Source organism: Pontibacter amylolyticus (assembly GCF_014638845.1).
In the GTDB taxonomy this organism is placed as follows: Bacteria; Bacteroidota; Bacteroidia; order Cytophagales; family Hymenobacteraceae; genus Pontibacter; species Pontibacter amylolyticus.
In genome coordinates this window covers 245,952-267,470 of sequence record NZ_BMFP01000005.1, presented here as the reverse complement: position 1 = coordinate 267,470, position 21,519 = coordinate 245,952, and the positions used below count along the sequence as shown (strand labels likewise).

The following is a 21,519-nucleotide window of genomic DNA, read 5'->3' as shown; positions in this document are numbered from 1 at the left end:
TTCCCTACCTTTCATGAAAGCGAAACATACCCTTATTTTAATTCCGATTCTTTGTCTCTCGGCTCTGGGGGCCTTCTCCCAGTCCGGCCCTTACAAGTATGGAAAAGTGCAGGAGGAGGAGCTCCGAATGCGAACGTATGACAAGGATACCAGTGCGGCAGCCGTCGTCCTGTCTGACTTTGCGGTGTCGCATTTCCGGTTGAACGGAGACGTGAAGCTCATCACAGAGCGTCGCACGCGCATCAAGATCCTGAAAAAGACGGGCTATACCTGGGCAAACGTAGAAGTGCCGATGTACCAGAACGGCAGCAGCAAGGAGACCATCACCGGCATTAAAGGCTATACCTACAACCTGGAGGATGGCAAGATTACAAAAGATAAACTGGAGCCGGGCGCTGTATTTGAAGAGCGGCAGTCGGAGTACCGGCAGACTAAAAAGTTCACGATGCCGAATGTAAAAGAAGGCTCTGTGATCGAGTATACCTACACCGTCAACTCGGACTTTATTTACAACCTGCGCGATTGGGAATTTCAGAGTACCATACCTACCGTGTGGAGCGAATACAGGGTTAAAATACCGCAGTACTTCGACTACAAAACCCTGCAGCATGGCTACCACAAGGTCTACGAACCCAAAGACAACTACGATGTGAACAGAGACGGGTACCGCTGGGTGATGGTAGACCTGCCGGCGCTGCGTCCGGAGCGTTACATCACCACCCTGACCGACTACCAGGCCCGCATTGAGTTTGAGCTGCAGATGCTGCATGTGCCAGGAGAGGAGTCTAAAGTGATGACGGGAGAATGGAACGAGGTGATAAAAGACCTGTTGCGACAGGAGCGCTTTGGCAGCCAGCTTAACCGGAAAGGTTTTTTCAAAGGAGATATTGCCGCCGTCACAGTAAAATTTACTGCGCCCGAGCAGCAGATGAAGGCAATTTACGAGTTGGTGCAGCAACAAATGAAGTGGAACGGGAAGTATGGCATCTACACGACCGGCACCCTGCGCAAAGCCTTCGACAGCAAAACGGGTAGCGCCGCCGAGGTGAACCTGCTGCTCACGGCCATGCTCCAGGAAGCTGGATTAGACGCAGATCCGGTGCTGGTAAGCACACGAGAGCATGGCAAGGTATACAAAGGCACACCCATGCTCAACAAGTTTAACTACGTGATCGCACACGTTAACCTGGGTGGCAAATCGGTTCTCCTGGATGCCACGGATCCGCTGCTTCCGGCAGGCATGCTGCCCACGCGCAGCCTTAACGGCGAAGGACGCCTGATCAAGTCCGGAACCGACCAATGGATAGCGCTGAAGCCATCGGACAAATACCAGCGAGTATACACCGGTAACCTCACCATCCATGAGAACGGAAAAATGGAAGGCGACGCGACGGAAGTTAGTAGCGGATACAGAGCCCTATACCTGCGCAAGGAAGTGAAAGAAGAGGGCGAGTCCAGTTATACAGAGAAACTGAACAAAGAGATTGGGTCCTATAAGTTCAGCAATCCCATCTTCAAAAACCTGAAAGAACTGGACAGTTCCCTTGAGCTCAACTACAAGATATCGGCTACAGGCAACGGACAGGCCCTGGATATGATTTACCTGAACCCGATGCTGGGACAGGGAGAGAGCGAAAACCCCTTTAAGCTAGAGGAGCGCGCTTACCCGGTAGACTTCGCTTTCCCAATCAGCGAGACGTTTGTCTGCCGTTTCACCATACCGGACAACTACGAGCTGGATGATGCCCCTCAGAACGTAAAGGTAAGCCTTCCCAACCAGAGCGGAAGCTTCCTATACATGGTAGAGAAGCAGGGCAATGTGGTGGAAGTGCTCAGCAAGATTGATATTTCGAAGCCTATTTACTACGCGGCCGAGTACCCACAACTGAAGGAGCTGTATGCGCGCATTGTAGCGAAGCATGCCGAGCAGATTGTACTGAAACGAAAATAACCACAGGAAGCTCTGACTACGATCATCATGAGAAAAAACTTGTACACACTGCTGATTATGGTGCTTTGGGCGGCAACTCCGGTGCTGGGCGCTAACCCCGACCTGCTGAAGGGCGCCAATGCCATCATCGATCAGGAAGAAAAAGTATTTACGGTGCACTCGCTCAGCAAAGGCACGACTTATGTCAAGCGGGTCGTTACCATCTACAACGAAGACGGGAACGACCACGCCAAACTGTATGTGCACCACGACAAGCTGAACAAGGTCGACTTCATCAAGGGCACCATTTACGATCAGAACGGGAAGAAGATCAAGAGCCTGAAGAACAGCGAGATACGGAATGTGAGTGCATCGAGCGCTGACAATGAAGTGCTGGACAACCGCGTCATGATCGCTGAACTGACCCACCGGGTGTACCCATACAAAGTGGAGTTTGAGTACCAGACCACGACCAGCAACATGCTCTTCTACCCCAGATGGGTGCCGCTCAACAGCAGCAAAACCTCCGTTGCCAGGGCCACTTTTCAGGTTTTGATGCCAAAGGGAATGAAGCTGCGCTACCGCGAAAGCAACCTGGCTAAGGGTGTGAAGCAAACGGCCACGGCAACGCATGATGTGTATAACTGGGAGATCGCCAACCTGACCCCGGTGGAAATTGAGCCTTATGCGCCCAGCATGCTTGAGTTACTGCCGATGGTACGCACTGCTCCATCCGACTTTGAAGTGCAGGGCTATAAGGGCAGCATGGATACCTGGGAGGCCTACGGAAAATGGATCAACCAACTGAACGAGGGGCGCGACGCCTTGCCTGAAGCCACAAAAGCCAAACTGCAGGCGATGGTGGCCGGAATTGAGGACCCGGTGGAGAAAATCAACAAGGTATACGAGTACCTGCAATCGAACACACGCTATGTGTCCATACAGCTGGGGCTGGGTGGGTGGCAGCCATTTGAGGCCAGCTTTGTAGACTCCAAAGGCTACGGCGACTGTAAGGCACTCACCAACTACACCAAAGCCATGCTACAGGCGGTCGGCATTCCTTCTATCTATGCCCTCGTGAACGGCGGAAGCGACGAACATGATGTGCTTGCTGATTTCCCCAGCAGTCAGTTTAACCACGTCATACTGAGTGTGCCCATGAAGCAGGACACGCTCTGGCTGGAGTGTACGAGTCAGTTTGAGTCAGCGGGTTTCTCAGGCAGTTTTACAGGCGATCGTCATGCCTTGCTTATCACATCCGGAGGCGGCAAACTGGTGAAAACGCAGAAGTACACCGCCAAAGATAACGTGCAGAGCCGCCTGGCTACTGTGAAGCTGGACGAAAGCGGAAATGCTGTGGCGCAGGTACAGACAAGGTATACCGGTATAGAACACGAAGATCACCGTGACGCTATCCATAATCTTTCGCCTGAAGAGCAACGCAAGTGGCTGTACCGCAACATCAGTATCCCGGCCTTCGAACTGAAGAGTTTTTCCTTTGACCTGAAAAAAGGGCGCATGCCGGAAGTAAATGAAAAGCTGGAGCTCAGCCTGCGGCAATTCGTTACGGTAAGCGGAAAGCGCATGTTCCTGAATCCTAATTTGATGAACCGTTGGAACACGGTGCCCCAAAACAGTGGCAAGCGGAAGTATGAAGTGGTGCGCTCCAATGCTTACACCAACGTAGACACGATCGTCTATGAGATGCCCGCCGGTTTTGCGCTGGAGTTTAAGCCAAACGACCTTTCCTTCAGCACTCCGTTCGGGAAGTTCGAGTCAAAAGTAACGATTGACGGGCGCCAGGTTACCTACGTCAGAACACTGCAGATGGAAAAAGGCCGCTACAAACCCGAGGTATACGCTGCCATGGTCGCATTCATGAACGATGTGTACAAAGCAGATCAGCAGCAGGTGGTGTTCGTGAAGAGCATACAATAAATTACTCGAGCAAACTTGTGCGCAGCCCCACCGAAAATTTTTTCGGTGGGGCTGCGTCTTTTCAGGGCTCCCGCCGTCATCAGGGTGAAACAAGATCAGAATCACCTTAAAAAGTCAAAGTCATGAAAAGATTTCACGTAAATGTGCGCGTTAAAAGCCTGCACGAATCCCTTGCCTTTTACACCGCTTTGTTCGGGGCAAAACCCACAGTTGTAAAAGAAGACTACGCCAAATGGATGCTGGAAGACCCGCGCATCAACTTCGCCATTTCGCTGCACCCGGAGAATGCAGGTATAGAGCACCTGGGTATACAGGCCGAAAGTGAAGAAGAACTGGCAGAAGTGTACGGTCGCCTGAAGCGTGCCAAGGGCGCCATCAGGGAAGAGGGGAAATGCACCTGCTGCTATGCTAAGTCAGAGAAGTCGTGGATTACGGACCCGCAGGGAGTGGACTGGGAAGCCTTCTATACCTTCGGCGAATCGACCGTTTACGGCGAAGGAGCAAATGCCCGCACAATCCCGACCAACGAAGCAACTGCCATTTAGTACAAGATAAAACCATGGAGAGCCTCGGTCGGGCAGGTATAGCGCTATACCTGCCCGACCGAGGCTCTTATATTCGATTGAAAACGAGTAGGCTTATACGAGCTTGGTTTTAGGTTTTTCTTCGTAAATTAATGTGCCGTTTTGCTAATTTATTTCAGTTAAAGACCAATGGCCATGGAAAACAAAAGCTGCCATACCTGTTCGGCTGACACTGCCATCACCACAGTGGATACCTGCGCCGCCGTCGCGCCCATTTACCTCGAATACGAAAACAGGTTGAGAGGTTTTGTGCAAAACCGGATAAAAGACCGTGACGAGACAAACGATATACTGCAGCAGCTCTATGTGAAGCTCTACAAAAACTGCGAGCAGCTGCAGGAAGTACGCAACCTAAACGCATGGCTCTACCAGATTGCCCGCAACGCGGTGTATGATTACTACCGTGAGCAGGACCGTCATCTGCCGGTAGAAGATGAAAGTAAATTGGAAGAGAAACTGCAGCAGGACCCAGAGCACCAGGATTCTGAAAACCTCGTGCTACCACTCATCAACATGCTGCCCCCGGAGTATGCCGAACCGCTGCGCCTCAGCGAGATAGAAGGCATCAGCCAGAAAGAAATCGCCGAACGATTGGGGATGTCCTACTCCGGAGCCAAGTCGCGGGTGCAGCGTGGCCGGGAGAAACTGAAAGCACTGTTTTTGGAATGCTGCCATCTGGAACTCGACCGGAAAGGTGCTTTGGTGAGTGCTGCTGCAAAAGAGAGTTGCAGGCCGCTGCAGGTACAGTTGAAGGGCAGCGAGAGTTAAAACCTATACCTGGTTTGCACCCGGATATCCGACCTTCTCGGCCCTTCGATTGTCTCCAGTCCTGACCCAATGGTGCGTTGATCGCGATAGTGCGTCAGGGCGTATTTCACCCACACATCCAGGCGGCGCATCGGCCGGAACTGCAACAGGGCGTAGGTACGCGTGCCTCTGCCACTGAAGGCAGGTATAGAGAAGGCATAGAGCACGTCCCGCTCGAAAGCATACTGGCGGGTTTCGTAGTCGTCGGTGTCAAAAATGGCGTAGCGGGTGCTCAGCCGGATTTTGTTGAAATTGAAGTTAATATCCTGCGAGATAAAGTACCCCGTGGTTTGCGGCGACTCCAACTCAAAACTGCTGAACTGTACCCGGGAGCGAAGGTTGACCACGGGAGTCGGTGTGAATTCATAATACAAGAGGTAGTTCTTGCGGTTCGCCTGCCCCACGTAGTCGATGCTGGTGCTGATGTCTGCTACGTTGCGGCCCTTGCTCTCGGCGCGGAACTGAGCGTAGAGTGAGCTCTGGCGATTGGGGCGGAAGTAAAGCCGCAGCATGTACTCGTCGCCCTGCGAAGGAGCATCCACGCGGTAGCGCAACCACGGAAAGCGAAAACGGTCGTAGTAAGCCGTGAGCTCCCACTTCGGGAAAGGCTTGATCTTGATTCCGGTGTAAAATCCCTGTTCGTTGATGTTGCGGGTGCCCTCGCCAAAGCCATTGCCATAGAAGGTATGGAAATCGCGGGCGTAATAGCGGTAGAGCATGGCCAGTTCCACTTTGTTGGAGAGGTTGGCGGTCAGTCCGTTGACGGTGCCAAGACCGCCGCTTTTGGAGAGGGCTGTTTCGCCGAACAGGTAGACGTTCTGCCAGGTATAGGCGTAGTGGGTACCAAGGTTGTAATTGCTCGTGCCGCCAAACTCGAAGCGCTGATAGGGCAGGCCCGCTTTCTGAATCGGCGAACTGTAGGTGGTCGCCATGGCCGTTATACCTGCCAGCAAGGTGCGGTTCCGATTTTGGTAGGTAGCGTTGCCGCCGACAATCTGTTCCTGCACCCGTTTCCGGTTGGCCAGTTCGGTGGGCGTGCGGTGGAAGCCAGTGGTCTGTATACCTGTGAAGAAATCATCGAAATTTTCCACCGTGTCGAGTTGCGCTTGCAGGTTGGCATCTACCCGTTTACTTGAGTAAAAACCCGTCACATCCACACGGCCCAAGGTATAGGTGGCCGCCGCACCACGGTAAAAGGCGTGCTCCAGCACCGAACTGTAAGGCCTGATCCCTACGTTCGGCCGACTCACAGTGGTAATGGTTTCGCTTCCCTTGCCAACGGTGTAGCCAGACGAGAGCAGCAAACCCTGCCCGAACTGCAGTTGGTAATCGCCGAGGGCAATCGTCTTGAACTTCCCTTTATTGTAGAGCTGCAGGTGCGCTGAGTAAAAGTCGAAGCCGTAGCGGCGGGTGCCGGGGTCCCAGGTGAACTGTTCGCCAGCGTCCTTCTCGGCGGTAAAGCCCAGGCTGTAGTCGCGGGTGTGGCTCACGCGGTAGCGCATGAGTACTTTGTCTGGCGAGCCGAGGTAGCGGGTGGTTGAACGGCTGGTGGTGTCGACGGAGGTATAGCCGCGGCGCTCCTGCAGGGTGCGCTCGTAACGCAGGAGCAAGGCATTGTTGTCTTCGCCCACAATGCGCTGCCAGAGCGGACGCTGGTCGGCATTAAGGCCCGCATCGTCAACCCGCACAAAATAGACGAGCTTGTAGATGGTCATCAGGTCGAAATCAGGTATAGCCTGCAGCTCGTAAATGCTCAGCAACGGACCGTTTTCCCGGATGTGCCGGAAGAAGGAGGCAATCTGCGGACGTGATAGGATGTAGAGCGAGGCCAGTTCCTCAGGCGTGGTGCGGTTGAGGTCGATGGGGCGCTGAAAGTACTGGAAAAGCGTTTCGTAGAAGTCTTCGTAAGGCACGTTCTCATCTTCCTGCTGCGCGAAAAGCTCCTGCACAAACAGGTCGAAGTCGAAGGTCTGGCGCGGATAGTCCTGTCCCTGCAGCGGCAGACAAGAGCAAAGCAGCAGGAAGAAGGTCGCTATACTTCGTTTAATAAAGTTTGCTGCTATACCTTGTTTTACACCAGCTTGAATACGTGGTTCATCTTGAAGGCCATCTCCAGGAACTGTAGCTATCCATTTCATTCCGCTAGCAAGCCGCAGGTGCAAGCGATGCATATTATACCTGAAGTCTGTCGCTATACCTTGCTTCATATAACGTCACTTTGGGAAGGTATAGGAAAGCGACAAATGATGGCTTTGGCCCAGCAAGGTGGTGGAGCCGAAGGCGTAGTCGGCAAAGAGTTGCCTTGCCCGGAAACCAAGCCCGAAGGTAGCGCGGTTGGTGAGTGTGCTGAAACCGGAGCGCAGGGCCACTTTTTCCTGCAATAGCTGGTATTCTATACCTGCCTTAAAGTTGGCCGGGTAACTGATGTGCTTTTCGGTTTCGGCCAGTAGGAGAAGTTTCTGGTAAGGCCGGTAGCCGAGCCCGGCTTTCATAATGGTTGGCAGCCGCTCATCGTCGAAGGTGGCTAGCTTGGCCTGGTTGATGTTATAGGCATAAGCGCCAAAGAAGAAGCCTGGCACTATCTCCGCCTGACCGCCCACCGACAGCGCCACCGCCTTGCGACTGCCGTACCCTTCTGCCGCCACCTGCCACAGATCCACTTTACCGCCCAGGCTGAACTGCCCGAGTTTGTGACCTATACCTAACCCCACGTGCTGCTGACTGAACAACTCATCGCCGAAGCGACTCAAGCTCAATCCGTAATTGCCATACCTGGCAGTGGGGTATACCGCCAGTAACGCCATAGTGGAAAATGCCCGGACGCCAAAACGATTTTCAGCATAGGCACCCACTTGCGCTTTCTCCAGGCTGGCTATACCTGCCACGTTGTTGTTGAGCGCCCAAAGGTCGGGCAACGTGACAGAGGCATTGCCCAGCGCAGCGGCCCTTGCACCCACAGGCACATCGGCCTGCGCCTTTGCGAGGCAAGGCAGAAGGTATAGAAGCGAGAAAATAAGTTTGTTTCGTAGAAGTAGCGTTATCCCATCCGGTCGTTTTTTATAGCTAAAGTGCTATGTACGAGGGGCTAGAAGGAGGGTTGTATTTGTGTCGATCAGGATATCGAAATCAGGAAGAGGGCTATCCCTCGGGAGTTAAGCTTATGCCACTTGCAACTAAGATCCTTACAGGATGACAAATAGTAGAGGGGAACGATTCTGGTATACACAGGGATGTGGACATCCCCACCAGTCTGCTTTCGGATCTGGAGATCCGAAAGAGCTTTAAGGTTACTTCAAGGTTTATACACGGCTTCGGATTTCTCCCAAGGGTCGAAATGACATAATAACCTGAAGGCGATGGTCGTGAGTGGTGATTTTTCCCTCCAAGCACATATCGATTCTGAAAATCCAAGAATCCTGTCAAACCTTTGGGCAGGTCCCTATCTAAAGATTCAGACAAAACAAAAAGGCGCTGAGGAATTTCCCCAGCGCCTTTGCTATTGGCATTAAGCTCCAGCTTAGTTTTTTACCTCTACTTTTGCTCTTCTCTTGCCGTCTTTCTTCTGGATCTTCACTGACTTCTTGCCAGCTGCCAGTTCAGCTTCTGCCTGCTCCACGGCAGCATCCAGCAACTCAGTTGCGTTGTCCGCAGTGGCAGCGGTCGCAGCGCCAGCTTCGGCAGGGCCTGGGCTGTTGGTGTCGACTATGGTCATCTCGTTGATCAGGTTAGTGGCGCCGGCGTATTTGTCCACCATGAACAGCACGTAGTTGGCGCTCACGTTGATGCAACGCTTGTAGTCCGGATCGTACACGAGGTCACCTGTCATGGCTTCCCAGTTGCCGTCGAAGGCCAGGCCGATCAGCTCACCGTTGCCGTTGATCACCGGAGAACCTGAGTTACCACCTGTGATGTCGTTGTCGGTGATGAAGTTCACGATCAGCTCGCCGTCCTTGTTGGCATAGCGGCCATAGTCTTTCGCTTCGTACAGTTGCTTCAGTTTAGCAGGCACGATGAACTCTTCGTTGCTTGGGTCTTCCTTCTGCATCACACCTTCCAGCGTCGTGATCACGTCGTAGGTCACGCCATCAGCAGGCTTGTAATTCTTCACAGAACCATAGCTCAGGCGGATGGTTGAGTTTGCATCCGGGTAGTATACCTTGTCCGGGTTCATCTCACGCAGACCAGCTGTGTATAGGCGGTTCGCACGGGCCAGCTTCGCGTTGCTCTCAGCAAGTTTAGGAGAGATGTTTGCCTGGTAGTGCTCGATAATGGAGTTCACCAAAGCGAATGCCGGATCATTAGCCAGTTGCTTCTGAGTTGGGTTGTTCAGGAATTGCTCTGTCTTCTGCTTGTTCACCACAAACGAGTTGCCATACACATAGTCGGCCATTTTGTTGAAGTCGCCTTTGTACTTGGCTACCAGTTGCTTGAAAGCGTCCGGCTGCTGGTCTTTGGCGATGTCTTGGTGGTAGGCTTTCATCATGGCGGCAAATACTTTTTTGTCTGCCGGCATGTAGTAGTCTTTGAAGAAGGCTTCCGCTCTTGGCTTCAGGTCTTCCGCAGCTTTCTTAGCAGCTTCGGCGTTGCCAGCCTTCAGCGCATTATTAAGGGCTGACATACGGTATGCGAACAGAAGCGCTTCCGTGCCCAGCACCGCTTCGTTCAGGTATACGCTGGCCAGGTTGTACTTCTCAATCTCAGCATAAGCCTCGTTCATTTCTTTCAATGAAGAGCCGTAAAGGGCTTTGCGCTCTGGATTGGCATCGGCCCAGGCCTGGAATTTCTTCTCGTCAGCCTGCTTGCCTTCCACGGTCTTCATGCGCTTGATGCCTTCATTCTGACCGATCGAGTATTTGTAGTAGTTGGCGGTAGAGGCATGCTTCGAGGCGTACTGAATGCGCACGGCATCGCTCTTGTCCATCTCTTCTTTCCAGATGTCGAGCTTCTGCTCGCGCAGCTTAATGCGGGACTCGTTCAGCTGGTTCACGTCCAGTTTTAGGCCTTCGGAGGTCATGAAACGCTTGGTGCGGCCCGGGAAACCGAATACCATCGCGAAGTCGTCCTGCTCCACACCACCAATGTTGATAGGCAGGTGGTGCTTAGGCTTGTAAGGCACGTTGGTGGCAGCATAATTGGCTGGCTTGCCGTCCGGCGCCATGTATACGCGGAACATGGCGAAGTCGCCGGTGTGGCGTGGCCACATCCAGTTGTCGGTGTCGCCACCGAACTTGCCTACGGCAGATGGAGGTGTGCCTACCAGACGCACGTCTGTGAAGCGCTCATACACGAACAGGTAGTATTCGTTGCCGTTGAAGAAATCGCGCACATAAGATACGTAGCGGTCATTTTCACTGGCTTCTTTGGCAATGGCCTGCGCACGCTGCGAAGCAAGCTGCAGACGCTCTTTCTCCGGTGTGTTTTTGTCGATACCTTCCAGCACTTTTGCTGTCACGTCGTCCATGCGCACCAGGATGTCCACGAACAGGCCTTCGTTTGGAAGCTCCTGCTTGCGATCCGCGGCCCAGAAGCCGTTAGTCAGGTAGTCTTTCTCAGGAGTGGAGTGCGACTGTATCTGGCCGTAACCGCAGTGGTGGTTCGTCAGCAAGAGGCCTTCAGCCGAGATGAACTCACCCGTACAGAAGCCGCCGAACTGCACGATGGCGTCTTTCAGGCTGGAGTTGTTCACATTGTAGATTTCTTCGGCAGTCAGCTGCAGGCCTTTTTTCTGCATGTCTGCGTGGTTGAGGCGCTTGATCAGCATCGGCAGCCACATGCCTTCGTCGGCTTTTGCGAAGGGCACGCAAAGCGAGACTAAAAGAAGGAGTGAAAGGATTCTCTTTAACATGAAATTTTGTTTAGATTAGTTAAACTGTGACAAATTTACCTAAAAAATGCATTTGCTAACAGTTGTTCGGTAAATTAAAACACAGCAAAACCGTACCATGACCTGGCTTTTCAAAAAACTACTGCTCGCGCTTCTCTGGGTATACCGCAACATGATCTCGCCCCTGAAGCCCGCCACCTGCCGCTATACCCCATCCTGCTCGACCTACGCTGTGGGAGCGGTGAACAAGTATGGCCCTTTCAAAGGCGGTTGGATGGCGCTCAAGCGGATCGGGCGCTGCCATCCGTGGGGTGGGAGCGGGTATGACCCGGTGCCGTAGTCTGATTCAGAATTTTGTATGTTGACATTTTAAGAGGGTAACTTCTACAGCTGGAACTGCAGCGTTACGTAATAATTACGGGCATCTGATGGGATGATGCCCGGCCCGGGATAACCTGTGGCACGGCGCGTGAAGTAGCGGTTGTCAGTCAGGTTGTTTATACCGGACTCCAATGTGAAGCGTTTGTAGGTATAGCTGCCTGAGAGATCCATTACCCAATAAGCAGGAATCACACCCACCACAGCAGTCGGCTCCAGCACAGAGTTTGGCGCATCGGTATACTGCTCTGCCGTGTAGGCATACTGGTAAGCTAATTTAAAATTGTTACGCTTAAAAGAAAGGCCCACCTTGGCGATAACAGCCGGAGCCAGTTCTACTTCTTTCCCATCAATGTCTGCTAGCTGGCTGCTATACCTGGTGTTGACAAATGTGATATTGGAAAACGCGGAAAGGCTGGTCGGATGATCTTTGCCATAGTATAGCTTGAGCAGGTCCGCCTCTACAAAGGTCTCCAGCCCGAGGTTGCGTGAGTCACCCACATTGGTCCGGATGCGGTTGGTGGTACCCGGAATACTCTGGAAGTTGATGCGGTCCTGGTAAGCCAGGTAGAAGATGCTGGCATCGTAGTTCAAAACCCCGCTTACATTGCCTCTGAAGCCCAGGTCGGCGCTGTAACCGGACTCGTCTTTCAGGTTCTGGTCCACAAACTGGTTCGGGTTGATCACACGCATGTCGTTGAAGTTGATGGCCCGGTAGTTCTGCGAAAAGTTGCCGTATACCTCCATCTGCTCCGTAGGTTTATAGCTCAGGCCGACGCCCAGCAGTAGCACATTGCGCGAGTTCTTGCGCTCCTCCGGCACTTCGGCATCATAGATGATATTGCCCGCCTGGTCAGCCATCACGTTGCGGTAGCTTCCTTTGGCATTGGTGTTGATCCACTCGTAGCGTATACCTGGCGTTACACTGAACTTCGAGGTGATGTTAAAGATGTTCTCGGCAAACAGGGCTGCGTTGCGGCTTAGGTAATCGTAGCTGGAGGCATTGGGGGCACCGGTTTCAGAGTAAAACCGGAAGTCGGCGTCTGAGCCGATAGAGCCGTCACCTTGCTGTTGGTCGGTGAGGCCACGGTAGTAGCGGGCTCCTACCAGTAAAGTAGAGAAAGTTTTGCCCAGGTCATAGCGGTGAATCAGGCGTGTCTCATTGCCGAAGTTGTTAAACTGGTCTTGCAGCAGCAGACGGGGTTGTGTGGGGTCGTCCGGACGATTGACTTTGCCCATGAAACCCAGGGCGTCGCGCTGTGCCAGCAGGCCGAAGTTGCGCACATTGATCTTCGTGCGCTCGCTCAAGCGGTAGTCCATGGTCAGTGCCAGCAGGTTCCATTTCACTTTAAACCAGTTGCGGTCACGCACCGACTGGCGCGCATTCTGGTTGAAGGCTGCATCTGTCAGACCGCCCGGTTGCTGTGCCAGGTAGTCCATGTAGGTATAGTTGAGGCCCAGCTCCAGCCTGCTGTTCGGTTTGTAGTGCACGGAACCGAAGGCGGTGTGGGCGTCAAAGCCCGAGTTTTCGCGCCAGCCGTCACCGCGTTTGTACTGGTAGAAGCCGTAGTAGTGAAACTTTCCTTTGGTGCCGCCCACGCTGTTGAAGGTGTTCAGGAAACCCCAGGAGCCTGCTGTCTGGCGGCTGGTCAGTTCAAAGGGTTTGTCTTCCGGCCCCTCTTTCATCACAAAGTTGATCATGCCACCGAACTGCGTGCCGTACTGCAGGGAGGCCGCGCCGCGCACTACCTCAATGCGGTCCAACGCCTCGGTGGGTGGGGTATAGTAACTCTCTGGGTAGCCCAGGGCATCAGCCGAAATGTCGTAGCCGTTCTGGCGAGTGTTGAAGTTGGAGGTGCGGTTCGGACTCAGGCCACGTCCGCCTATACCTAGCTGCAGGCCAGCCCCGTCGCTTTCCCAGATGTTGAGACCGGCCACCTTGGCAAACACCTGGCGGCTGTTGTTGGTGGCTTTGTTGGCAATGATGTCATTGAGTATTACGACCTCGCTCTTCTTTCCCTCATAAATGGCGGTACCTTCCACAGAGTTGAGGCGGGTGATGCCAAAGGTCTTCTCCCGCTCTCCTTTTACGTTTACCTCCCGCAGCTTTCCCTCCAGCGGCTTTAACTCAAATCGCAAAGTGACATCGTCGTCACTGATCGTAACCTGCTGCGTCTGGCTGCCCAGTCCGATGCTGTAGGCGGTCAAGGTATAAGTACCGGCCGGAAGATCCTTAATCTGGAAGTTGCCCCTGGCATCGGCTTTTGTGATGCTGCCGTTGTTAACCAGCAGTACTTCTGCCTCCGGAGCGGCTGCTCTGGTGCTGGCATTCAGGATAGTACCGGAAATAGTATAGGTCTGCGCCAGTGTATGTTGCAGGCTGCCCAGTAGAAATAAGATAGAGAGTAGAGTGCGCATTTTATTTTATCTGCCCCACAGCTTCTGACTGCAGTGCGTTATCTTCAAAAGGTAAGATCCAGTGCTTGTGCCGGAAGCTATCCGTAGCAGTGGCCAGGTTAAAATTCGGGTTGATCAGTAGCCGGCTCCCCCGGCCGTTCATGGTGACATAGGCCTCGGCACGAACCTCGGGGTTTGGTATGCCCCTGGCCTTAAAATCATCGCGCAGGATGTGGGCAAACTGCAGGAGCATGTCGGGCTGCGTGGCCATCATCTTCTCCTGGTTCACAGTCAGGTAATCCCGGTTATGGATCTCTGTCTCGCGCCCGGTTCTTGGGTCACGCACATAAAAGAAGGCGGTTCCGGCTTTCTCCATCAGCATCACGCGCCACGAAAAGCGGTAGCCCTGCTCGGTCCAGAACAGCTTGTCGGGGTAGAGCAGAAAGCGCCAGGGCAGCAGCACCTGCACCGTAAAGTGCAGCGCCAGCAGGCTCAGCAGTATACCTTGCGCCGGTCTGAAGGTGGGTGCCAGCGCGACTTTTTCCGGTAGTTTCACCCTGGCTATACCCCGTAAGGTATAGAGTATTTTTTCGTGGAAGCCTGGAGAGAAGAAGACCAGCGTGCTCAGCATCATGATGTAAGGGAACATGCCGATCTGGAACAACATTGCTGTGAGCACATGAAACACCACTACTGTGCAGTAGGCCAGCGGCCGGCTTTTGCGCCAGCTCAAAAAGAACGGGATAGTCAGATCGTAGAACGCGCCGAACCAGCAGAAAGCGAAGGCCACCCATACTTCATCAAGCAAGGGGCCGATGAGCGGCAGGTGCGTATGGGCCGGTAGCCAGTAGCGCAGCGGCATTGCCTCCAGCAGCCAGTCCGCATTCAGCTTCGCCACACCGGCATAAAAGTACACGAGCCCCAACTGCAATTGAAAGATCAGCACGGTCCAGCGCGGCACCTGGCTCACCCACAGTTGCGGTTTGCGCAGCACATCCAGCGAAAAGTGGCAGTGCGCTGGCACCAGGATCATCAGCAGGGCCACAATGCTGACAAAGTAGTAGTGATTGAGGTAATTGGTTTTGTCGATCAGCTCGACGTAGGTAAAGCTGAGGAAGAAGAGGACGGCCGACAAGCGGTAAAAGAGCCCCAGCATAATGCCCAAGGCTGAAAAAGCCATTAGACCAAACAGGATGTACATGCCAGCTTCGCCTAATGGCTTCACCCATTCAAATCCATAAAAAGGAAAGTATACCTTGGGCGCCACATACAGGTCGTGCACCCAGCCTTTGGCTATAAAGCGAACAATGCTGCCCAGCATCATCCCTCCGAAGATGATGCGGAAAACTGCCAGCGGAGCGGCAGAAACAGGAGCTGTAAGCCTTGCTGTCAGGTTTCGGAGCATACTTTCCCTTTGTTAGTCGCCGTCGTTGTCCGTGTAGGTAATGGTCACACCCAGGGCGGCAGGCATATCGGTTTTGGTCAGCACGATGAGTTTCTGCAGTTCGTCGTATACCTTGGTTACGGCCTGTGGATTGGTGCTGACAGCCTGTGACAAGGGTCCAGGAACAGCGGCTACAGCGGCCAGAGCAGCATCAAACTGTTGGATGATGGCCGCTGACAAATTCTTGTCGGCATACCTGGCACCTACATGGTCCAGGTAGTCATCCAGTCCCGGTCCGTTGGCTCCCGCTGCTGACTGCCCCATGAAGGTTGCCTTCAGGGCTTTGAGGTTACGCTCCAGCAAGGCGAGCGAGGTGTTGCTGTAATAGGCCTCTACTCTGTCCGGTACGGGATTGTCCGCCGAGAACCTGCCCGATGGAATGCCCACCTTGGCGCGTTTTGTCAGATCCACCTCAAAGTTGAACTGGTTGACCAGGTTACCGATAGAGCTGCCCACGGCAGTTCCACCCGTCTCTTTAAAGGTTTTGGTGGTGTTGCCCGTTGTCCAGCCGGTATGGGTGGCGTCAGTGGCATTCTTGATCAGGTTGGTGATGTCCTGCAGGTATTTCCTGCGGTTGGCAGCGTTTGATGCGCTTGTATATCTATCTACAACCGCTGCCTCTGTTGCCTCCCCGTAAAGGAGGTAATCAATGGCCGGAAACCCTTTGGCAGACATGTTTGCCGTGGTCTGCAGGTTGTAAGTGCCGCTGCTGATGTTGTTTTCCACCTGGCTGGTGGTGGTGGGGTAGATGTTCAGGTTACTGCGCAACAGTTGCTCATCGGCGGGCCCGAATTCGTAGGCGCTTACGTCTTGCCAGGCCAAGTACGCTTCCTGGTACTCCTTACGGGCATCGGCTAGCGTGGCGGTGGTGGGGCTGGTCGTGAATGCCGAAATGGCAGCGGTCATTTCGTCTACCTGAGCTTTAAGATTCTGATAACCCGGAATGATCAGGTTGTCGGCGTAGTTGACCAGCATGGCCTGGCGGTCATACTCCGATGCAGGACCTGATTCGTCGTTGGAGCCGCAGCCGGCCAGTGCCCCCAGGCAGACCAGTGTAGCGGTGTAGGTATAGTTTTTCAGTGCGGTCATGGTAGGTGTGCTTAAAAACAGTAGCCAGGGCATCGCAAATGCCTTGGCTACTGTCGGGTCTGTTATTTAAATGCTGGGCAGCAGTTCATGTATTTACAACTGAGACTTGATGCTGTCCATGTTGTAAGCTGCGCTGATGATGTCGATGGCAGCGTTAATGTCTGCGGCGGTGGTGTCGTAGAAGTTTGCGCCCAGTTTCGCCATGGCCGCCTGGTGCTGCGCGTCGGTGATCTTACGGTCAGACTTGAACTTCAGGCTCATGACAAAGCCCATGGCCTCCGAAAGGTAGTGGCTCTTTTTCGCCTGATCGGCAATGTGTGTTTTGGCCAGGTTCAGTTCCAGAATAGCAGAGGCAGCAACCAGTTTTTCCCACTCCGTGCGAATGGTGGCAATCGCTTCGTCCTTGCCTTTCATGTCCTTGGCGGAAATGGCGGCGCGTCCTTTCAGGAAGGCATCCATCAGGGCCTTGTTGCTGCCTGTGCTTGGGTTCACCTTGTTGCTGTAGTTGGCCCAGAACTTCAGGTTGTTCAGGTTGGCAGGAAAGTCCACGGGTGCGCCGAAGTAACCGAACGCTTCATCGAAATGATGCTCCATCTTGGTGCCTTCACCTGCGGTAATGGCAGTGTTGTCTACGGCAGCGCCTGTTTTGGCTTCCGTCAGGTAGGACTCTACTGCCTGGAAATAGAAAACGGCGCCCATCAAACCTTTCTGAATGATCTGAGCCGGCTCTACGCCATTGGCGTCCACCAGGTATTTGGTGCCTTCAGCGGTGTTCAGCAGGCCGGCTTTGCCCTTCAGAGCCGGAGTGCCGGCAGAGAGGCTGGCATTAGCGGCCGCGTCGAAATAGCTTTCGAACAGGGACTGGGCAGAAAGAATGGTCTTGTCTTTTAGCTGCTTGCCGGACGTATTCAGTCTGGCTTCAGAGAAGGGAGCATTTGTGTTGGCATACATGTTCTTCATCTTCCGGGCATCCAGCAGCGCTCCGTTGTTGCCTGTTTTAACATAAGCATCCAGCTCATTCAGCATGCTGATGCGGTCTGTCTGGCCCGAATAATTTACATTTTCAAAATTGTAAGTAGTCGGCACATCATATGACACTTCGTCTTTATCGTCAGAGCAAGAAGAGAAAAAGGTACACAATGCAAGACCTGCCACGTAGAGTGCTTTGGAGTTGAGTTTTGAAAGCATATTATCAGCTTAAGTTTATTTAGACTTATTATAAATACGCTGCAAATCTAAAGTGATGGTCCTAAAGTGCCAAATATTATTTAGAATTAATTTAAATAACAGAAGGTATAGGAGGTGTGATGCTGATAGTGAGTACTAATTGGGGATTGGTTAGGTGTTAGGAGAGGATTTTTCTGTTGAGCAAATCGAGCAGTAAGACCTTACCTGGCGGGCAAGTGTTATGCATAGAAAGAACTGGGGTGGCCCGTACCGATAGGTATGAACAGCTATGATTTATAGGAGATACCGCTTCATCTGTTCCACCATCGTTTCAGCAGTGCTGGCGTAGTCTTTTTCGTATTTCTCCAGAAGCTCTTCGCGTGTGGGTTTTTCACCTTTGGCCTGTTTCTCCCAAAGCACCGAAAGTGAGGCGAAGGGTGGCAGCACCATGCCCATGGCATTGTAGAAATTGCTGATATTGGCGATGATGTGCTGCGCCCCATCCGAGTCGCCCGTGATGACAATGCCGCCCACTTTGCCCTCCAGTTTCGATTTCTTCCCTTCCAGAATCTCGTCATGGATTTCGTCGAGCCGCTCAATTACCCGCTGTATTTCCGACGACTGGTTGTTCCACCAGATCGGAGTGGCGAACACAATGATATCAGCCGCAAGTATCTGCTTTAAAATGCCGGGCCAGTCATCGCCCTTGCCCATGTCGCTGTAGGTGCCCGCCAGAATGTTATGGTCGACCAGTTTGACGATGGTGCAGTCAATGCTCTGTTTCCTGAAATAGCCCGCCAGAAATTCGGACAGAACCGCTGTGTTGGACAGGCCTTGTTTTTTGAGTGTGCCGAGTAGTATGATTGCTTTCATACTCTACTTACTTAGAAAATTGGCTGTGTGTTCGTTGCAAAGTTTGGTGTCGCCTGCATGAGGGGCCAGGTATAGAGCAAGTCAGGCCGGAGGTATAGCCCAGAGCCATCTTTTGCCCATGCTGCGTATGCGAGGGAAAAGATGGCTTTTTATTGCGGATGCGACTCTATACCTATTGAACTGCTGCCGGTTCCAGCGGTACGCGTTGGGCGTTTTCAGCCAGCCAGGCGTCGAAGGATTTCAGCTCAGGATTGAGTTCTTTTGAAAAACCAACGTCGCGTACCTGGTTACAGACCTCGTCAAAGTCACGGTAGAACTGGAACATATTACCCAGGTCATCGGCTCCGGGAAATCCAAAACTGCGGAATGTTTCAGGCGATATGCTGTTGTAGGTAACCTGCTGGCCGAGCGCCTTCGTGAATGCCTCAGCCATCTCCTGCCCGGTAAGTTGCTCGCCGGCTATACCTACTGTTTTGCCTATCATTTCGTCGCCTTTTTTAAAGATGCCGTAGGCGCATTTGCCTATGTCTTCGGAGGCGATGCCTGCCATTTTCTTATCACCCATCGGGAGCGTCAGGTATAGCTTGCCATCTTCTGCTCTCTTGGGTCCCAGACCGAAATAGACAAAGTTATCCCAGTAAAAGGAGGCTCTCATGAAAGTGGTGGGTACCCCGAGATCAGTAAAGAAGTGGTCGGCTTCGCCTTTGGCGTCGAAATGCGGTACTTTGTACTTTCCCTGCAAGGTAGGCATGCGGTTGTCCTCCAGCGGCACCCATTGGCGGGTGTCTTCTAGGGTGGACCAGATGACGTGTTTCAGGCCAGCCTCTTTGGCGGCCTCCGCCATGCTTTTTGCTTCTGCATACTCCTTTTCCGGCGAGAAGTGCGCCCAGAAGAAGGTTACAAAGTAAGCACCGTAAGCTCCGTCCAAAGCCCGTTTCATGCCCTCTTTGTCATCAATGTCCGCCGATACCACCTCAGCTCCCATAGCGGCCAGTTCCCTGGCTTTTTCGGAGTCAGGATTCCTGGTGACCGCACGCACGGCAAACGGGCTGTTGCTGTCGCTTAGAATAGCGCGTGCAACTCCGCCACCCTGGGCTCCCGTTGCACCAAATACAGTGATGATTTTCTTTGAAGCCATGATTGCGTAGTATTATAGTTGGTTATTTTTATACTTACGCTTGCTGTGGCAGAGGGATGTAACGGCTGTTTACAAACTGCTGTCAAAAACCTTTTGCTCTTTTGTTTCGCTGAAGCCGATGTGCCTGTAGAAGGTATGCGTGTCAGTTCTTTTGGTGTTGCAGCGCACCCGGATCTTGCCCACACCTTTTCCCCGGGCCCATTGCTTGACCTCGTCAATCAACATCGCGCCCATGCCTTTGCCTCGGTAGTGCTCGTCCACCACCAACCCCGCAATCTCCACAAATGCCTCAGACTCCAGCCGCAAGGTATAGCAACCGTGTATCCAGCCAACTACCTGCTCCTCTGCCATCGCGACGTAGCCGCAATGGTCATCGCTTGCTGCAACTGCCTGAATGCGTTGGGCCATAGCCGCCACAGAGGCGCTATAGCCCAACAGTTCTGATAGTCCGGCGACAGCTACTGCGTCCTGTTCCGTGATTTGCCTTAAAGTAACTGCCATGCGCCGTATTACTTTACCACTCCCTTCATCCAGTTACCAATCGTTTCCAGCGCCACAGGTGCCAGGGTTTCTTCGATGGTCGCGTACTCGTGCACCTGGCCGGTGTCAGCGGTCTGGAAAATGTGGTTGAGGCCGGGCAGTTCCTTGATGGTGTAGCGCTTGTTGCCGGCGGCTTTCAGGGCTTTTTCGGTTGCGGCCAGGTTGGTGGCGGCAGGTACCTGCAGGTCTTTGCTGCCGTTGAGGGCCAGCACGGGCATTTTGAGTTGCTGCAAGGCCGGGGCCGGGTCGTAGGCCAGGAAGTGGCGCATCCAGGGAGTCATGATCTGGGCGACAACGGCGTTTTCGGACTGGGGCGTAAGCAGGACGGCTAACTGTTGGTCTGCTTCCGTCAGCTTGGCCCGGGCTTCCTTTTCCAGTTCACGTATTTTTTGGGCGGCCTCAAATACTTCGGTTTTTGAAGCGGCTACTTCGAACTGGGCGCGGCGCAGTTGCAGGTACTTTTGCAGCGACGCTTCCTGAAGTTGTGATTTCAGGATCGCCTCGTTCTGGGACACCAGTAAGTCCACGCCCGGTACGGCACTGCCCGCCATGAGCACCACAAAGGCCACGTCTTGGTTGGCGGCGGCCACACTGCTCGCTATCAGGGCACCTTCGCTTATACCCAGCAAGCCGATCCTTTTAGGGTTCACCTGCTGGTGCGCTTTCAGGAAGGTATAGGCCGCTTGCGCATCGGAGACAAAATCCTGTGTCGTGGCCATGGTATGGTTGCCGCCCGACTTACCAGCGCCGCGGTCGTCGAGGCGCAGCACGGCAAAGCCCTGGCGCGTGAGGTAGTCGGCCAGCACCAGAAAAGGCTTGTGCCCCATCAGGCTCATGTCGCGGTCCTGCTTGCCGGAGCCTGTAAAGAGAATGACAGCCGGATGCTTGCCTTTGCCTTCAGGAAGGGAGAGTGTGCCTGCCAGCGTGAAACCTGCCGCTTTGTTCTCCACCGTTACTTCCTGCTCCTAGTAGGGGTATGGCTTAACGGGCATTTGCGGACGCTTCGCTTCGGTAGGCTCGCCTTTGGCAAGGGAAAGCGGAAAAGCCATACCTGCCTGCTTCCAGCTGCCGTTTATGGTTTCCGGGCCGGCAATTTTGCCGGCGAAGGCAATGCCACCTGCCGGTATGCGTAGGTATAGGCTGTCTTCTCTGAGTTCGGTTTCAGGTATAGCCATGCCTTTTACACCCTGCATCGGGATGTCCATGGCAGTAGTCAATTGGCCGCTTTCGCTGTTGCTCAGCCTGAAAATTATTGTTACGCGTGTGCCGGGGGCCTCCAGGGTGCCGTGCCACGGACCCGTGATCTGTGTCGGAGCCGTCTGTTGCGCCAAAGCGGCCATTGCGCTGAAAAGGATAAGGCTAAGTGAAAGAAGCAGGCGTGTCATGTTGGGAGCTTAGCGCGTTTTGGTG

The 21,519-nt window shown here is 53.5% G+C and carries 17 protein-coding genes; 5 read left to right on the top strand and 12 right to left on the bottom strand.

What is annotated here, in order from left to right; all coding sequences use genetic code 11:
- Positions 1-13 precede the first annotated feature (13 nt).
- The 4 genes from IEV97_RS14075 to sigZ all read left to right on the top strand — a co-directional run bounded on the left by IEV97_RS14075 (position 14) and on the right by sigZ (position 5,220).
- Positions 14-1,951, top strand: coding sequence for a DUF3857 domain-containing protein (locus IEV97_RS14075; protein WP_188502121.1), 1,938 nt, complete (start codon positions 14-16; stop codon positions 1,949-1,951).
- Between the two features lie 27 nt (positions 1,952-1,978).
- Positions 1,979-3,868: a DUF3858 domain-containing protein gene (locus IEV97_RS14070; RefSeq protein ID WP_188502120.1), complete on the top strand. Its 1,890-nt coding sequence runs from the start codon at positions 1,979-1,981 to the stop codon at positions 3,866-3,868.
- Positions 3,869-3,990: 122 nt separating this feature from the next.
- Positions 3,991-4,413: an ArsI/CadI family heavy metal resistance metalloenzyme gene (locus IEV97_RS14065; protein WP_188502119.1), complete on the top strand. Its 423-nt coding sequence runs from the start codon at positions 3,991-3,993 to the stop codon at positions 4,411-4,413.
- Between the two features lie 174 nt (positions 4,414-4,587).
- On the top strand, positions 4,588-5,220 hold the full coding sequence (sigZ, locus tag IEV97_RS14060) for an RNA polymerase sigma factor SigZ (RefSeq protein WP_188502118.1): 633 nt from the start codon (positions 4,588-4,590) through the stop codon (positions 5,218-5,220).
- Here sigZ and IEV97_RS14055 read toward each other — a convergent pair.
- The 3 genes from IEV97_RS14055 to IEV97_RS14045 all read right to left on the bottom strand — a co-directional run bounded on the left by IEV97_RS14055 (position 5,217) and on the right by IEV97_RS14045 (position 11,104).
- Positions 5,217-7,397 carry a ComEA family DNA-binding protein gene (locus IEV97_RS14055; RefSeq protein WP_229733949.1) on the bottom strand — a complete coding sequence of 727 codons (2,181 nt, stop codon included), beginning with the start codon at positions 7,395-7,397 and terminating at the stop codon, positions 5,217-5,219. The genes sigZ and IEV97_RS14055 overlap by 4 nt on opposite strands.
- Positions 7,398-7,472: 75 nt before the next feature.
- Complete coding sequence (locus tag IEV97_RS14050) at positions 7,473-8,216, bottom strand: PorV/PorQ family protein (RefSeq protein WP_188502117.1); 744 nt, start codon at positions 8,214-8,216, stop codon at positions 7,473-7,475.
- A 560-nt stretch (positions 8,217-8,776) separates the two neighbouring features.
- Positions 8,777-11,104, bottom strand: coding sequence for a S46 family peptidase (locus IEV97_RS14045; RefSeq protein WP_188502116.1), 2,328 nt, complete (start codon positions 11,102-11,104; stop codon positions 8,777-8,779).
- A 97-nt stretch (positions 11,105-11,201) separates the two neighbouring features.
- Here IEV97_RS14045 and yidD point away from each other — a divergent pair, with 97 nt between their 5' ends.
- Complete coding sequence (gene yidD / locus IEV97_RS14040; RefSeq protein WP_188502115.1) at positions 11,202-11,423, top strand: membrane protein insertion efficiency factor YidD; 222 nt, start codon at positions 11,202-11,204, stop codon at positions 11,421-11,423.
- A gap of 44 nt (positions 11,424-11,467) precedes the next feature.
- Here the strand turns inward: yidD and IEV97_RS14035 are convergent, their stop codons facing one another.
- From IEV97_RS14035 to IEV97_RS13995, 9 genes are all read right to left on the bottom strand, one after another.
- Complete coding sequence (locus tag IEV97_RS14035) at positions 11,468-13,879, bottom strand: TonB-dependent receptor (protein ID WP_188502114.1); 2,412 nt, start codon at positions 13,877-13,879, stop codon at positions 11,468-11,470.
- A gap of 1 nt (position 13,880) precedes the next feature.
- Positions 13,881-15,263: an HTTM domain-containing protein gene (locus IEV97_RS14030; RefSeq protein ID WP_188502113.1), complete on the bottom strand. Its 1,383-nt coding sequence runs from the start codon at positions 15,261-15,263 to the stop codon at positions 13,881-13,883.
- Positions 15,264-15,275: 12 nt separating this feature from the next.
- The gene (locus IEV97_RS14025; RefSeq protein ID WP_188502112.1) at positions 15,276-16,391 is read right to left on the bottom strand and encodes an imelysin family protein; all 1,116 of its coding nucleotides are present in this window, start codon (positions 16,389-16,391) and stop codon (positions 15,276-15,278) included.
- A gap of 93 nt (positions 16,392-16,484) precedes the next feature.
- On the bottom strand, positions 16,485-17,579 hold the full coding sequence (locus tag IEV97_RS14020; protein ID WP_188502111.1) for a DUF4856 domain-containing protein: 1,095 nt from the start codon (positions 17,577-17,579) through the stop codon (positions 16,485-16,487).
- Between the two features lie 273 nt (positions 17,580-17,852).
- Positions 17,853-18,431 (bottom strand): flavodoxin family protein, encoded by a 579-nt coding sequence (locus IEV97_RS14015; RefSeq protein ID WP_188502110.1) that lies wholly within the window; start codon positions 18,429-18,431, stop codon positions 17,853-17,855.
- Between the two features lie 172 nt (positions 18,432-18,603).
- Entirely contained in the window at positions 18,604-19,569 is a 966-nt protein-coding gene (locus IEV97_RS14010; protein ID WP_188502109.1) for an NmrA/HSCARG family protein, read from the bottom strand.
- A gap of 69 nt (positions 19,570-19,638) precedes the next feature.
- A complete protein-coding gene (locus tag IEV97_RS14005) occupies positions 19,639-20,070 on the bottom strand; it encodes a GNAT family N-acetyltransferase (RefSeq protein WP_188502108.1) in 432 nt (143 codons plus the stop codon).
- An 8-nt stretch (positions 20,071-20,078) separates the two neighbouring features.
- Positions 20,079-21,059, bottom strand: coding sequence for an alpha/beta hydrolase family protein (locus IEV97_RS14000; RefSeq protein WP_188502107.1), 981 nt, complete (start codon positions 21,057-21,059; stop codon positions 20,079-20,081).
- Positions 21,060-21,074: 15 nt separating this feature from the next.
- Positions 21,075-21,494, bottom strand: coding sequence for a hypothetical protein (locus IEV97_RS13995; RefSeq protein WP_188502106.1), 420 nt, complete (start codon positions 21,492-21,494; stop codon positions 21,075-21,077).
- Between the last annotated feature and the right edge of the window lie 25 nt (positions 21,495-21,519).